At 57.5% G+C, this 13,509-nt stretch carries 15 protein-coding genes; 5 read left to right on the forward strand and 10 right to left on the reverse strand.

All coding sequences use genetic code 11. The annotated features are described in order from the left end of the window. The first annotated feature begins 41 nt into the window (after positions 1-41). Both dusA and tal read left to right on the forward strand, forming a co-directional pair. Entirely contained in the window at positions 42-1,052 is a 1,011-nt protein-coding gene (dusA, locus tag NTD81_RS16325; RefSeq protein ID WP_262183720.1) for a tRNA dihydrouridine(20/20a) synthase DusA, read from the forward strand. Positions 1,053-1,093: 41 nt separating this feature from the next. Further along, complete coding sequence (tal, locus tag NTD81_RS16330) at positions 1,094-2,020, forward strand: transaldolase (RefSeq protein WP_262183721.1); 927 nt, start codon at positions 1,094-1,096, stop codon at positions 2,018-2,020. A gap of 62 nt (positions 2,021-2,082) precedes the next feature. On the opposite strand, the gene NTD81_RS16335 is transcribed toward tal, so the two are convergent. From NTD81_RS16335 to rssB, 5 genes are all read right to left on the reverse strand, one after another. Continuing rightward, a complete protein-coding gene (locus NTD81_RS16335) occupies positions 2,083-3,423 on the reverse strand; it encodes a cytochrome c (protein WP_262183722.1) in 1,341 nt (446 codons plus the stop codon). A gap of 11 nt (positions 3,424-3,434) precedes the next feature. Further along, positions 3,435-5,210, reverse strand: coding sequence for a GMC family oxidoreductase (locus NTD81_RS16340; protein ID WP_262183723.1), 1,776 nt, complete (start codon positions 5,208-5,210; stop codon positions 3,435-3,437). 2 nt (positions 5,211-5,212) lie between these two features. Continuing rightward, complete coding sequence (locus NTD81_RS16345) at positions 5,213-5,944, reverse strand: gluconate 2-dehydrogenase subunit 3 family protein (protein WP_262183724.1); 732 nt, start codon at positions 5,942-5,944, stop codon at positions 5,213-5,215. Between the two features lie 389 nt (positions 5,945-6,333). After that, the gene (rssC, locus tag NTD81_RS16350; RefSeq protein WP_262183772.1) at positions 6,334-6,816 is read right to left on the reverse strand and encodes an anti-sigma factor antagonist RssC; all 483 of its coding nucleotides are present in this window, start codon (positions 6,814-6,816) and stop codon (positions 6,334-6,336) included. A gap of 8 nt (positions 6,817-6,824) precedes the next feature. After that, a complete protein-coding gene (gene rssB / locus NTD81_RS16355) occupies positions 6,825-8,009 on the reverse strand; it encodes a two-component system response regulator RssB (RefSeq protein ID WP_262183725.1) in 1,185 nt (394 codons plus the stop codon). Positions 8,010-8,223: 214 nt separating this feature from the next. Between rssB and NTD81_RS16360 the strand changes: the two genes are divergently transcribed. Continuing rightward, a complete protein-coding gene (locus NTD81_RS16360) occupies positions 8,224-8,523 on the forward strand; it encodes a PilZ domain-containing protein (protein WP_262183726.1) in 300 nt (99 codons plus the stop codon). 86 nt (positions 8,524-8,609) lie between these two features. Here the strand turns inward: NTD81_RS16360 and NTD81_RS16365 are convergent, their stop codons facing one another. After that, positions 8,610-9,311 (reverse strand): VacJ family lipoprotein, encoded by a 702-nt coding sequence (locus NTD81_RS16365; protein WP_262183727.1) that lies wholly within the window; start codon positions 9,309-9,311, stop codon positions 8,610-8,612. Positions 9,312-9,553: 242 nt separating this feature from the next. Between NTD81_RS16365 and NTD81_RS16370 the strand changes: the two genes are divergently transcribed. Beyond that, on the forward strand, positions 9,554-10,180 hold the full coding sequence (locus NTD81_RS16370) for an HAD family phosphatase (RefSeq protein WP_262183728.1): 627 nt from the start codon (positions 9,554-9,556) through the stop codon (positions 10,178-10,180). 124 nt (positions 10,181-10,304) lie between these two features. Next, positions 10,305-10,571, forward strand: coding sequence for a DUF4404 family protein (locus NTD81_RS16375; protein WP_262183729.1), 267 nt, complete (start codon positions 10,305-10,307; stop codon positions 10,569-10,571). Positions 10,572-10,610: 39 nt separating this feature from the next. Here the strand turns inward: NTD81_RS16375 and queF are convergent, their stop codons facing one another. From queF to NTD81_RS16395, 4 genes are all read right to left on the reverse strand, one after another. Next, complete coding sequence (gene queF / locus NTD81_RS16380) at positions 10,611-11,441, reverse strand: NADPH-dependent 7-cyano-7-deazaguanine reductase QueF (RefSeq protein WP_262183730.1); 831 nt, start codon at positions 11,439-11,441, stop codon at positions 10,611-10,613. A 39-nt stretch (positions 11,442-11,480) separates the two neighbouring features. Continuing rightward, complete coding sequence (gene pyrF, locus NTD81_RS16385) at positions 11,481-12,179, reverse strand: orotidine-5'-phosphate decarboxylase (protein ID WP_262183731.1); 699 nt, start codon at positions 12,177-12,179, stop codon at positions 11,481-11,483. Between the two features lie 86 nt (positions 12,180-12,265). Beyond that, complete coding sequence (locus tag NTD81_RS16390) at positions 12,266-13,201, reverse strand: DMT family transporter (protein ID WP_262183732.1); 936 nt, start codon at positions 13,199-13,201, stop codon at positions 12,266-12,268. Between the two features lie 35 nt (positions 13,202-13,236). After that, on the reverse strand, positions 13,237-13,467 hold the full coding sequence (locus tag NTD81_RS16395) for a DUF1127 domain-containing protein (RefSeq protein ID WP_262183733.1): 231 nt from the start codon (positions 13,465-13,467) through the stop codon (positions 13,237-13,239). Positions 13,468-13,509: the final 42 nt, after the last annotated feature.

Here is a 13,509-nt window from a genome sequence, read left to right on the forward strand (position 1 = left end):
CAAAAACAGCCCGACTCTACACTCCAAAGCCAGCCTAAAAAATGCCCCTAACCCCCACCAACCAGCCCATCTCCCGCGCCCTGCGCCCATCCCGTCGCTTTAGCGTGGCGCCGATGATGGATTGGACGGATCGGCATTGCCGGTACTTCTTGCGGCAACTGTCTAAAGAGGCGCTGCTGTATACCGAGATGGTCACTACCGGGGCGATTCTGCATGGCGATGCGCCGCGTTTTTTGCGCCACAGCGCGGCGGAATATCCGCTGGCGTTGCAGCTAGGCGGCAGCGTGCCGGCGGACTTAGCGGCCTGTGCCAAGTTGGCTGAGCAGGCGGACTATAACGAGGTAAACCTGAACGTCGGCTGCCCCAGCGATCGGGTGCAGAACAATATGATTGGCGCGTGCCTGATGGGCCATCCGCAGCTGGTCGCCGATTGCGTCAAAGCCATGCAGGACGCCGTCGGCATTGAGGTGACGGTCAAGCATCGTATCGGCATCAATGGCCGCGACTCCTACGCGCAGCTACGCGACTTCGTCGGCACCGTGCAGGACGCCGGCTGCCAGAGCTTCACCGTGCATGCGCGCATCGCCATTCTCGAAGGCTTATCGCCCAAGGAAAACCGCGAGATCCCACCACTGCGTTACGATGTCGCCGCGCAGTTGAAGCAAGACTTCCCGGAGCTGGAAATCATCCTCAATGGCGGCATCAAAACCCTTGAAGAATGCCGCGCGCACCTGCAAACCTTCGACGGCGTAATGCTCGGCCGCGAGGCGTATCACAACCCCTATTTATTGGCTGAGGTGGATCAGCAACTGTACGCCAGCCAGCAGCCTGTGCTGAGTCGCTATGAGGCCATGCTCAGCATGCGTGATTACATTGCCGAGCACTTGGTTGAGGGTGGCAGCATGCATCATGTCACTCGCCATATGCTCGGCCTGGCTCAAGGCTTTAAAGGCGCGCGCAAGTTTCGCCAGCTGCTCTCGGTCGACATTCACAAAACCTCACAACCGTTGGCCTTGTTTGAGCAAGCGGCTGAATTGCTGCAAGGCCACTGACTCGGGTAATGTCGCTGCATCTGCAACGACAAGGCTGTGTCATGACTTCCAAGCTGGAACAACTCAAACAATTCACCACAGTAGTCGCCGATACCGGCGATTTTGACGCCATCTCCCGCCTTAAACCGGTTGATGCCACCACCAACCCTTCCCTGCTGCTCAAAGCCGCGGCAATTCCGGCATACAGCCCGCTGCTGAAGAATGCCCTGAGCGCCAGCCAAGGTGACTTAGGGCTGGCCTGTGACCACTTTGCCGTGGCCGTGGGCAGCGAGATTCTCAAGGTCATCCCCGGACGCATCTCCACGGAAGTGGACGCGCGCTTAAGCTTTGATAGCCAAGCCACCCTGCAGCGCGCTGAGCGCTTGATTGGCCTGTATGAAGACGCCGGCATCGGCCGCGAACGTGTGCTGATCAAAATCGCCGCGACTTGGGAAGGCATCCGCGCTGCCGAGCAGTTGGAGCGTGCCGGCATCCAGTGCAACCTGACCTTGTTGTTTGCCTTCGCCCAAGCGCAAGCCTGCGCCGATGCCGGGGTATTTTTGATCTCGCCGTTCGTGGGCCGCATCTACGACTGGTACAAGAAGGCCGAAGGCCGTGATTTCTTGGGCGCCGATGATCCAGGCGTGCAGTCGGTGTCGCGCATCTACAACTACTACAAAGCCAATGGCTACTCGACCGTGGTGATGGGCGCGAGCTTCCGCAATCTCAGCCAGATCGAACAACTGGCCGGCTGCGACCGCCTGACCATCAGCCCGGAGCTACTCCAGCAACTGGCCGATGATCAGCAGCCCCTAAGCCGTCAGCTCAGCCCTGGGCAAGCCGGCGAAGAAAAACGCAGCCTCAATCAAAGTGAATTCCGCTGGGCCATGAATGAAGACGCCATGGCCACCGAAAAACTCGCTGAAGGCCTACGCCAGTTTGCCCGTGACCAAGAAAAGCTGGAGTTGCTGCTTAGCCAAGCGCAGTAAACATTGGTGGCAGTACCAATAAAAACGGGCGCTGTATTAGCGCCCGTTTTTATTGCTGCCGATTAAGGTGCGGCAGATGCCGCCTGCGTCGGCAAGCTGGCCCGAACGGCCTTAACTTGCTCAGCCTTAACGGCCTTAGCCTGATTCCCCCAACTGCTGCGAATAAAGGTCAGCAATTGCGCTACTTCTTTATCCGACAGTCGCCAGGCAAAACCGGGCATACCCAGCGGCGATGGCGCACTTTCGGTAGATGGCAAGCTGCTGCCGGCAAGCAGCAGGCGAATCAACGACACCGGATTATCCGCCAACACCGAAGAGTTACCGGCGATTTTCGGGAACACCCGCACATCGCCCAAACCATCGGTGCGGTGACAGGCTGCGCAGTTGTCCAAATACAGCTCAGCCCCACGATCCTGCTCCTGCCCCGCTGCCAGCGCTAAAGCCGTAGCCGGATCATCCTTAAAGCTTGAGCTGGACTGGCCGCTGGCAGGCAAGGTTTTCAAGTAGGCGGCTACGGCGTGCAAATCCTCCTCGCTTAAGTGCTGCGTGCTGTGCTGCACCACATCGCCCATGGCCGAGCCGAGCACCGCATGGCTGGCATTGCGGGCGCCACGCAGGGTGTCGACGATGTCCGTGGCACTCCATCTGCCCAAGCCATCAGCCTGATCACCCCGCAGATTGACCGCCAGCCAACCGTCGATCTCAGCCCCACCGGCTAAGAACTCTGCGCCGGACTCATCCAAAGCCTTCTCCTGCAAGGTGATTGCCCGCGGCGTATGGCAACTGCCACAGTGGCCAAGACCCTGCACCAAATAGCCCCCCCGGGCGATCTCGCTGGAGGCATAAGCATTTTCACGGGTCGACAGCTTATCTGGCGCCGGGGCAAACAGCTTGCGCCAAATCGCCAACGGCCAACGCATCGACAACGGCCAAGGTACGTCACTGGCGCGATTGGATGCGCTAACCGGCTCTACTCCTTGCATAAAATAGGCATACAAGGCGCGCACATCCTCATCACGCAATGCCGCGTACGCCGGATAAGGCATAGCCGGGTAGAGACTGTCGCCATTGGCGGCAATGCCGTGACGCAGCGCCCGGTCAAAATCGCTCAAGGAATAATTGCCAATGCCAGTGGCCTTATCCGGAGTGATATTGGTGCTGTAAAGCGTGCCAATCGGCGACTCCATTGGCCGGCCACCGGCAAAGGCCACGCCGCCTTCACGGGTGTGACAAGCCGTGCAATCCCCGGCAGCAGCCAGATAACGGCCCTGCTCGAGCAACTCCGTTTGCGCGTTACTTTCACTTTGCAACGCGCGTATCGGGGTTGGCCATAACGCAAAAGCTAACAACGCGACGAACGCCACCACCCCGAGGCCGAGCAGACTTAAGAGAAACTTTTTCATAGCGCTTCTCCTTATGCCTGCACCAGTGGGCCGGGGTTCTTCAGGTACTGCTCACGAATCGCCTTGGCCGACCAGTAAGCCAGCGCACCGACCATGCCGGTAGGGTTGTAGCCATTGTTTTGCGGGAAGGCGTTGGCGCCGATGACGAATACGTTGTGCACGTCCCACGACTGCAAATAGCGATTCAGCGCTGAGGTTTTCGGGTCACTGCCCATCACCGCGCCGCCACAGGTGTGGGTGCTTTGATATTTGGTGATGTTGTAGTGCTCGCCGGGCTTTTTCGCATCGCCGGCCATTGCCGTTGGGTTAAGCACCTTGGACATTTCCAGGGCCTTGCCCACCAAAAACTGCGAGGCCTTGACCTCGTTGTCATGCCAGTCGAAGGTCATGCGCAACAGCGGCCGGCCATAGGCGTCCTTATAGGTGGGATCGAGGCTCAGGTAATGCTGCTTATAGGACATACAAGCGCCCTGCACCTCAAAGTAAAACGAATGCCGGAAGGCATCCCGCGCTGCGCGTTTCCAGTCCGAACCCCAGGCTGGCGTACCCGGCGGTACGTTGATACCGCGTACCGGCCCGCCGCCGGGCTGACGCGCCCAGATAATCCCACCGCCGACAAAACCGGCAGCGCCGTTATCCAGCTGCTTGCCATTGAGGTTGTCCATGGTCGTGCCACCGCCACCAATGCCAATAAACTGGTTAGCCTGCACATCCTTGTCGAAGAACAACACCACGCGGTTGAGGTTTTGATAGGAGTAGTTGCGGCCCACCGTACCTTCGCCGGTGTGCGGGTCGTAGGGCTTACCAATGCCGGAGAGCAGCATCAGGTGCACGTTGTACAGCTGGAAGGCACACAGCACGACCAAATCGGCCTCCTGCACCACCTCGCGGCCCTGGGCATCCAGATAGGTCACGCCGGTAGCCTTTTTGCCGTCGCTGTCCAGATTGACCTTAAGCACCTGAGCGTGAGTGCGCAGCTCGAAGTTCTTGCGCAGGCGCAGCACCGGCAAGATGCTCACATTGGGGCTGGCCTTGGAGTAGTTCAGACAGCCGTAATCACTGCAAAAACCGCAGGCGTTGCAGCGTCCCATCTGACAGCCGTAAGGGTTTACATAGGGCGCTGAAGCGTTGGCAGCAGGGATCGGATAAGGGTTCCAGCCCATCTCCCGGGCGGCTTTATAAAACAGCTCAGCCCCCAGATAGTTAGGATTAGGCCCCAGGGGATATTCCCGCGAGCGCGAGCCTTCAAAAGGATTACCGCCGGCCTGGCTGACGCCCTGAATCACCCCGGCCTTACCCGAGGTACCGCACACGTACTCAAAGTGATCGAAATGCGGCTCCAGGTCCTCGTAAGTCACGGGGAAATCCTGAATGCTCATATCGCTGGGGATGAAATTTTTGCCGTAGCGCTGCTCTACATTGCTGCGCAACTGGAAATCTTCCGGCAAGGCGCGGAAGTGACAGCCCGACCAATGACTGCCTGCACCCCCCACACCCGTACCGGGTTTGAACGAACCCATCTGCCGGTACGGCACCGCCGTGGCGCTGGGGTTATGCCGCACGGTAAGGGTTTCCTGGGCCAGACTCTGTAAATAGCGGCGATGCACTGAGCCTTCCAACTCATCGACCACCTTGGGGTAGGCGAAATCAGGCTGGGTGTCGCGGTCAGCACCGCGTTCTAGGGCCACCACGTTCAGGCCGGCATCGGTGAGTTCCTTGGCCAGAATCGCGCCGGTCCAGCCCATGCCGACAATCACGGCATCCACTTTAGCTTTTGCACTACTCATGCTTAGCCCCTCTTCCCGGCCAGATCCACTGGCGGTAAGGGATACGGCCGATCACGCACAGTGACCCAATCCAGATAATCGGCGCGCATACCCGGATAGCCGATCATTTTCCAACCCTGCATATCCTTGTTGCCGCCATAGGACGGATCGGCGAAGAAGCCATTGCGCACTTCAGCCAGCAAGTTACTGAAGAACAGCTTGCTGGAGATTTCCTCCAGCTCCAGCGCGCCACTCTCAGCGGCCTTCAGAACTGCGTCTTGCTGCTCGGCGGATAACTGAGCAAATACCTTACCGGCAAACTGCTGCCGACAATGGCTGTCGACGGCCTGGATCCCCACCCGCAAGATATCGCGCAGGTTCAAGCGGCCTTGGTAGCCGAACTCCGCGGGAGCCTCGACAAATGGCCCCTGCATGTACCAAATCGCGCCATGGGCGTAAGGCGTTTGCATATGCCGGTCGAGAAACTCCGGCACCCCTGCCTCCACTGCACCCGGGCCCACATCATCAGCCGGAATCAAACGGGCGCAGGCAGCCTGGATAAAGTGCCACTGGGCCTCGCTGAAAAACTTGGGTTGATAATGTGTGGCTGCGTCCTCTGCAGGTGCTACAGCCGGCGCGGTCTGCGCCAAGGCTTGACCGGCAAGGCCAGTACTGGCCAGGGTCACAACGGGAATTAGAGTTAAGGATTGGCGCAAAAAAGCGCGCCGCGCGGACGAGGTATCGTCATGAAACATGGAAGAATCCTTTTCAGAATAACGCACGGTAGTCCTGACCCTGCGACCAGCAGCCAGGCGATCTTTATATTCAGTCTTGATTCAGCTTTTAGGAGTCGTACACGCCCCACAGAATCTGCCGATCAGCAGATCTAATAACACTAGAACACAGACCCAAACGCCGAGTGAAAAGTTGCTGAAACACGATTGGCGGTCAGATCGAAAATGCTATTGCAAAGAACCTGACAACTTCCCGCGCAAGGCTGAGCGTTTAATCTCCATGGCTTTAATCACCAGAGGTAGGTGGTTATGTACAAGGCTCAACTAGGCCCACGCCAATTCCAACCCAATAAAAAAGGGGCGCTGATTAGGCGCCCCTGTTTAGTTAACTCGATTCACAATGACTCGGCTCAGTGATGTTCCAGAGCACTAACCAGATCATGGAAGGCTTCGCGGTTGGATTCGTTTAAACCCATCAGAATTCGATGCGCCTCCAACACCTTGGAACGTACCAGCTCTTCAGATTGATCCTGCGTGGGCAGGTCATCCAAGCACTCCGGACAAGGCAGCGGCTTATTGACGATATTGAACACCTGATCAAAGCCCATCGACTCAAGCAAACGAGTGATGTCTTCGTGGATGGTCACTACGGTTGGAAGGAGACCGATTTTTTGCCGCGAAAGAATAGACAGTTTGGCCATCAACCCGAGGGTCGTGCTGTCGATACTGCGGGTTTCGGTCAGATCCAACACGATGGCTGAGAAATTCAGCGCCGTGAAGATCTTCTCAATGGTTGCATCCAGCGCCGAACACAGGGTTAGGCGTACTTCACCGACAAACTTTAAGACGAAAGTACCGTCTTGTTCAGCAAACTGAATACGACCAGGGTTTATCCCAAGACTCATGCAAGGTTCCTGCTTAACACCAGCAAGGCAATATCATCCGGCATATCCCCAAGATTGGCCAGCCCAAAAGCCGTTTGCAGGCCATCTAGTCGCCCACCGGCATCACTGACCAGTCGCGGCAAGAGGTTTTCTTTATCTTTAAGGGTGTCACCTGGCAGTAAATCGAGAATCCCGTCGGACATCAGCGTCAAGCTGAACTGCTTGGGCAAGTCGATTTCTTGGTCGTGGTATTCCGCTTCCTCGAACAAACCAACGGGTAAACCGCGGCCTTCCAGATACTGGGTATGTTCAGGGCTGTACAGCACCGGCAAAGGTAAATGACCGCCGATGCTATAGGTCAGGCGGTTAGTGGACTGCTCAATCACCCCGCCGACCATGGTCACGTGCTTGCCCAATTTGCAGTTGAGCAAGCCACGGTTGATATGCGCCAGCACGCGCGAGGGCTTGAAGCTCGGCAAGGTCCCAGCGCGCCGCGACTCATAGAGCAGACGCGTGGTCATAAATTTCAGCAATACGGTAACGAAGGCCGACGATGCACCATGGCCACTGACGTCCGCTAGGTAAAAGGCAATGCGGTTATCGTCGATACGGAAGTAATCAACGAAATCCCCTGACAGGTACAGCGACGGGATGATCTGGTGCGCAAAGTTGAAGTCCGTATCCTGCCACGGCGTCACCGGCAGCATATTCATCTGCACTTGGCGGCCAGCGTTCTGGTCTTCCTGAAGCAAGCTTAAGCTGGCCTGCAACTCACGGTTGGCGGTCTCCAGCTCCTCGCGATAACGCTGATTTTCTAGGCGCAGAAAGGCCCGATCCAGGGCGCGACGCACCGAGTGCTCGAGCACGGCCAGATCGGCCAAGGGCTTAATCAGGTAATCGGCGGCGCCTAAGCGCAGAGCCTCAACGGCATCGCTCATCACGCCCGCACCAGACACCACAATCACTGGCGTCTGGACTTCTAAGGCATTGATCCGGCGGATCAGCTCCAAACCATCCACCTGCGGCATGCGCAGGTCGCAGATGACCAAATCCGGGGCTTGCGCCTTAAAAACTTCTAAGCCTTGCGAACCATTCGCCGCCTGTAAAACGTGAAAACCGCTATCTTCCAGATAGGCGGCAAGGCTGGCGCGCACGACATCGTCGTCATCAATTATCAGCAGCGTGGCACTGGTTTTGTGCATGAGGTTTCCAGGCAAACTGCGCCGGGTCGGGTTGGCTAATGCTTCAGGTCGAACTAACCTGAAGGCGTGAACTCGGCTGGTCTTCAGGCGCAGACGGTACTCCCATCCGCAGCACGATTCAAGCATGCAGCGCTGCTCTGTCGCCGACTTTACTGGAGCAAAGCCCAAGGTTTTAAGCGCCCCCATAAATCCCGAAAAATAAGAGGAAACTGCCATGAGCCAAAATGATCGAGCCTACAGTGAAAAACGCGACTACATCCGCATGCGCTTAGAAGCTGCCGTCACCTTGCATCATGAAGGCCAAGTAATTCCCGCCCTGTGCATCGACCTCTCGAGCACAGGCATGCAACTCGAAGCCAGCAGCGCAGTGAATGTTGGCGATAAAGTACGCGTCGACATTCCTTCCGATCACGCCGAACTACGCGGCCTTGAAACCCAAGCCGAAGTGGTTCGCGTAAGCAGCTTGGACGACGGCCGGCAAGCCATAGGCCTGGCGATCATCTCGATGGGCTAAGCGCGCAAAGCGATTGGCGCCTATGCAAAAGAAAAGGCGGCTATAAGAGCCGCCTTTTGTGTGTTTACTAAGGATAAAACGCGCGATTAAAAGTCGTCTTCGACTTGACCGTCTTTAACTTTGAATTCGCGATTTTGCAGATAGGCGTTACGGACAAAGATGTATTTATCACCGGAAATCAAACGCTCAGCCGACAACAAGCTGGCCCGGGTATTAATCACCGAAACCCCGATTACCGTGTTACGCGTCGGCACGTGATCGATATAGGGCGGCGCCGTGAGCATAGCGTCTGGCACCTTGCCGATGGCATCACGTACGGTACTTGGGCCAAACAGCGGCAGCACCACATAAGGGCCACTGCTAACGCCCCAATAACCCAGGGTTTGGCCGAAGTCTTCATCACTACGCTGCAAACCCATGGTGGTGCCGACATCGAAGAAGCCGAGCAAGCCAAAGGTGGTGTTAAAGATCAAGCGACTGGTATCGACCCCTGCGTCATGCAGCTTGCCTTGCAGCAAGTTATTGGCCAGGTTGCCCACATCGCCGATGTTGCGAAAGACGTTGCGCACACCGTCTTCAAAGAACTGCGGGGTCACGGCCTGATAACCCTTGGCCAATGGCTTGAGGGTGTATGTATCGACGGTGTCGTTGACTTGAAACATAAAGCGGTTGTAACCCTGCCATGGGTCTTCGTCGTCGGCCTGGGCGATTGCCGGTAGCGCCAAGGCCCCGACACAAGCGGCCGCCCAGCTCAGCTGTTGAATCCAGTTAACGCCGCTCAAACGCATCGCATATTCTCCTTGATAGTGCTTAGACAGCCCGCATCACCGCGATTGGAAGTTGCTCAGTATATTAGGCGCCATAAAAGTTGGCAGCATAGCCGATTTCACAAGCTGAAAAATCTTATCACAACAAGTATTTAACGCCGCTAGACAGAACCTGAACGAGTTAAGCAATTGTTTTTCGAATACCCCGAACAGTTGTAATACAAAGACATTAAGTTGACGCCGGTTATTATCAGGTAATTACCATGCGCCAATCTGCTACCCCCCTGCCCTTAACCGCCTTGCTCTTTAGCTTAAGCGGCGGCTTAGTCGATTTTGGCGCCCGTCGCTTAACCCTGACGCAAACCACTGCCACGCCATCCGATGAGCCGCTGCATGCCCCAAGTCCGGGTGCCCTTAGCCTGCTCAACCAGCTCCAGCAGCAAAAGTTGCCCTGCGCCTGGTTAGAACAAGCGCCGCTAAATATTTGCACGGAACTCAGCCAGCAATTGCCAAGTTGGTTGAACGGATTTGCTGAGCCTGAACAGAATCTACGTCCCCTGCCTGCGCCAGACCGAGTGTGGGCCGCCTTAAGCGCCTTGGGCGTTAATCAGGTGCAAGGCTGTGTGCTGATCAGTGGTGAGCCCAAACTGTTACAAGCGGGCCTTAACGCCGGCCTCTGGACCATCGGCTTAGCCTTATGCGGGCCCTTGTGCGGTCACTCATTGGCGCAGTGGCAAAATCTGCCGGTGCGCCTGCGCGAACAGTTACGCAGCCAAGCGACCCTCAACCTGTATCGCCTGGGCGTGCATTCGGTGATTGATCAACTGAGTGACGCCCCCAGTTGCTTGGCCGACCTTAACCGCCGTCGACATAACGGCGAGAAACCTTAAGCCAGAAGCGAAAAACCTGATCTGCAGCAGCGCATAAACTTGTCAGAGGTTTACCCTAAAGACGCGAACCATTAAGCGCATCCCGCTGTCGCTTACTACATAGCCCCATTTAAGGAGACTCTCCATGCCTGCCAGCCTTCTGCAGCAACAACTTCAGCAACTGCGTGCGCAATTGGCCGAGCAATCGACCCTCAGCGACAGTGAGCGCGACGAGTTGCTCAGCCTTTCCCTTCAAATCGAACAGCAACTAGCCCAGGACATGGGCGGCGTGGCCGACGGTAATCTGGTGGATGGGGTTAACCTGGCCGTGGAGCGCTTTGAAGTCGATCACCCGACCCTCAGCGTGACCCTGCGCAGCATCGTGCAAGGCTTAGCCAATATGGGCATCTAGCCCCGAAGGAAAAACCCCAGCGCAAGGCTGGGGTTAGTTTTATTGACGCACCAAGCGCTGATTGCTTGGGCTGATCGGCCCCGTACTGCGATAGGGGTTGATGTCCAAGCCGCCACGGCGCACATACCGCGCATACACCGTTAAGTGCTGCGGTTTAAGCAGTCGCTGCAAGTCGAGAAAGATCCGCTCCACGCACTGCTCGTGGAAATCCGCATGCTGGCGGAAGCTCACCAGATAGGCCAGCAAACTGGCGTGTTCTAAGGCATGCCCCTGATACTCCACGACCAGCGTGCCCCAATCCGGCTGGCCGGTGACCGGGCAGTTGGACTTGAGCAGATGGCTGTACAGACTTTCACTCACCTGCCGCGACTCATCGCAGCGCAGCAAGGCAGGCTGCGGCTGGGAATAGTCGCTGATGCTGACCTCCAGCTCATCAATGCACTGCCCTGGCGGAGTCGCCACACCGTCAGCACAGACCTCAGCCAAGCTGCGCAGGCGCACGCCCACCGGCTTGCCCGCTGCTGCGGAGAGGTCTTTGACCAACACGGCTTGCAGTTCATCCCAACTGGCGAAAGGCGTTTGGTTCAGCGAGTTGAGATAGAGCTTGAACGACTTGGACTCAATGATATTCGGCGAGTCGGCGGGAATAGCGAACTCGCCCATGGCCACCACCGGCTTACCGGAGGGCAGCAACCAGGACAGCTCAAAGCAGTTCCAGAAGTCCACACCTTGATAGGGCAACGTCTCGGCGCTCAGCCCCAGCTCTGCCCACTTGGCAGCGCGGGGAATGGGGAATAACAGCGAGGGCGTGTAAGTGGCGATGTATTCGCTGGATTTGCCCAGAGGCGAATCTTCGGCAGCCGGATGCATAAGTTAAACCTGATTAATCAGTGGCAATAAAAGGCTGGCTTAAGCCAGCTCAGCGGCAATGGCAGCCAAGGCTTGCGCGGGATCTGCCGCCTTGCTGATCGGGCGGCCAATAACTAAATAGTCGGAACCGGCATCGATGGCCTGGCGTGGCGTGAGGATACGGCGCTGATCGTCTTGCGCGCTGCCGGCCGGACGAATGCCCGGGGTCACCAGTTGCAGGCTCGGGTGCGCGGCCTTCAGCACCGGGGCTTCTTGCGCCGAGCAGACCAAACCGTCCATGCCGGCCTGTTGCGCCAGCGCGGCCAGGCGCAGCACTTGCGCCTGCGGCTCGACGTCCAAACCAATACCGGCCAGGTCTTCGCGCTCCATGCTGGTCAACACGGTCACCCCGATCAGCAGTGGCTTAGGGCCGTTGAACTGCTCCAAGGTTTCACGGCAGGCCGCCATCATGCGCAGGCCACCGGAGCAATGCACATTGACCATCCACACGCCCATTTGCGCCGCTGACTTAACGGCCATCGCGGTGGTGTTGGGGATGTCATGGAATTTCAAATCCAAAAACACCTCAAAGCCGCGTTCGGCCAAGCTGGCCACCACATCCGCACCACTGCTGGTAAACAGCTCTTTACCCACCTTCAGGCGGCACAGCTTAGGGTCAAGCTGATCAGCCAAGGCCAGCGCGGCGGCACGGGTGGGGAAATCCAGGGCAACAATGATCGGGGTCTGGCAGGCGGACATGAACGGACTCTCGGTGGGCAAATTCGCCGCGCATTGTACCGCAGGCTAACGCCGTGTGCCGCCCTCTGCGGCGCTTAGCCGGCTAATCAAGCAAGCCTGCGCACACGCTGCCAGCCACGCCGCAGCCAGTGATGCTGACTGACTAACAAAATGCCGAGCAGTACCAGCAACGCGCCGAGCACGAAATTCAGGGTAATCGGCTCATCAAGAAGCCACACGGCAAAGCTCACCCCAAACAACGGCGTCATAAAGGTAAAAGCCGCCAAGCTGTTGGCCAGATAACGACTCAGCAGCCAAAACCAGACGAGGAAGCTGAAAAATGACACCACCAGGCTCTGCCACAGCAAGCTGCCAACGCTCAACAGCGTCCATTCAAACGGCGCGAATGAGTGGCTGAGCAGGCCATAAGGCAGCAACAGCACCACAGCCATGAGCATCTGATAAAACAAGGTCAAGCTCGGCGGCGCCTCGGCCAAGCTTGAGCCGCGCACGACCATGGTGGTCGCGCCCCAGGCCACTCCCGCCAGCAAGCCCAAACCATCCCCCAGCAGCATGCGCCAATCCCACTGCGCACCAGCCCGCCCGAGGGCAAAGGCGGTGACTATGCCGCTAAAACAAAGTGCAATACCTAAGCACTGCAGCCGATTCAGACGCTCGCTGGGCAGCAGTAGATGTAAGCCCAGAGCGGAGAATATCGGCGCGGTGTACAGCAGCACGGTCATATGCGCCGCCGTGGTGTAGTTAAGGCCAACGCCTATCAGCAAAATTTCCACGGCAAACAAGGCACCGGTTAGGCAACCGGAGCGCCAAGTGGCACGCAGCCAAGACTGCCAACCGCCCTGCCACATCATCAGCGTTAGCGCCAAAGGCAGCGCAATAGCAGAACGCAGCAGCAGTTGCAGCACTGTCGCCATATCCACCGCGGTGAACTTAAGCAAGACCTGCTGCGAGCCCCAGAGGGCACACAGCATCAGCATCAACAGTAAAACCAAGGCATCCGCGTTCTTACGTGCCGCGCCCATCTCGACCACACTCCCTGTGACCTTAGCGCTGTCGTTCAGCGAGCCAGCGGGTCATCCCAGAAAGGCCGCTGGGTTTCTTGCACTATATCGGCGCGGCTGAGGCCTAAATCTTTTAGCGCCGCATCACTCAGGCTTGCCAGTTGCCGGCGCTCGCGGCCCAAGCAGTGCCAACGCTGGAGTAGGCGCAAGCCACGCAACAGTGGCGCCGTTAAAGAAGCACCCACAGAGCTTACAAGGTGACTGATTTTACGAATTTGCCAAGTCATGGTACGCCCTCCTAGTTAGGCTGGCGTCAGTGTCAGAGAGCA

Source organism: Pseudomonas sp. 5P_3.1_Bac2 (assembly GCF_025465995.1).
GTDB lineage: Bacteria > Pseudomonadota > Gammaproteobacteria > Pseudomonadales > Pseudomonadaceae > Aquipseudomonas.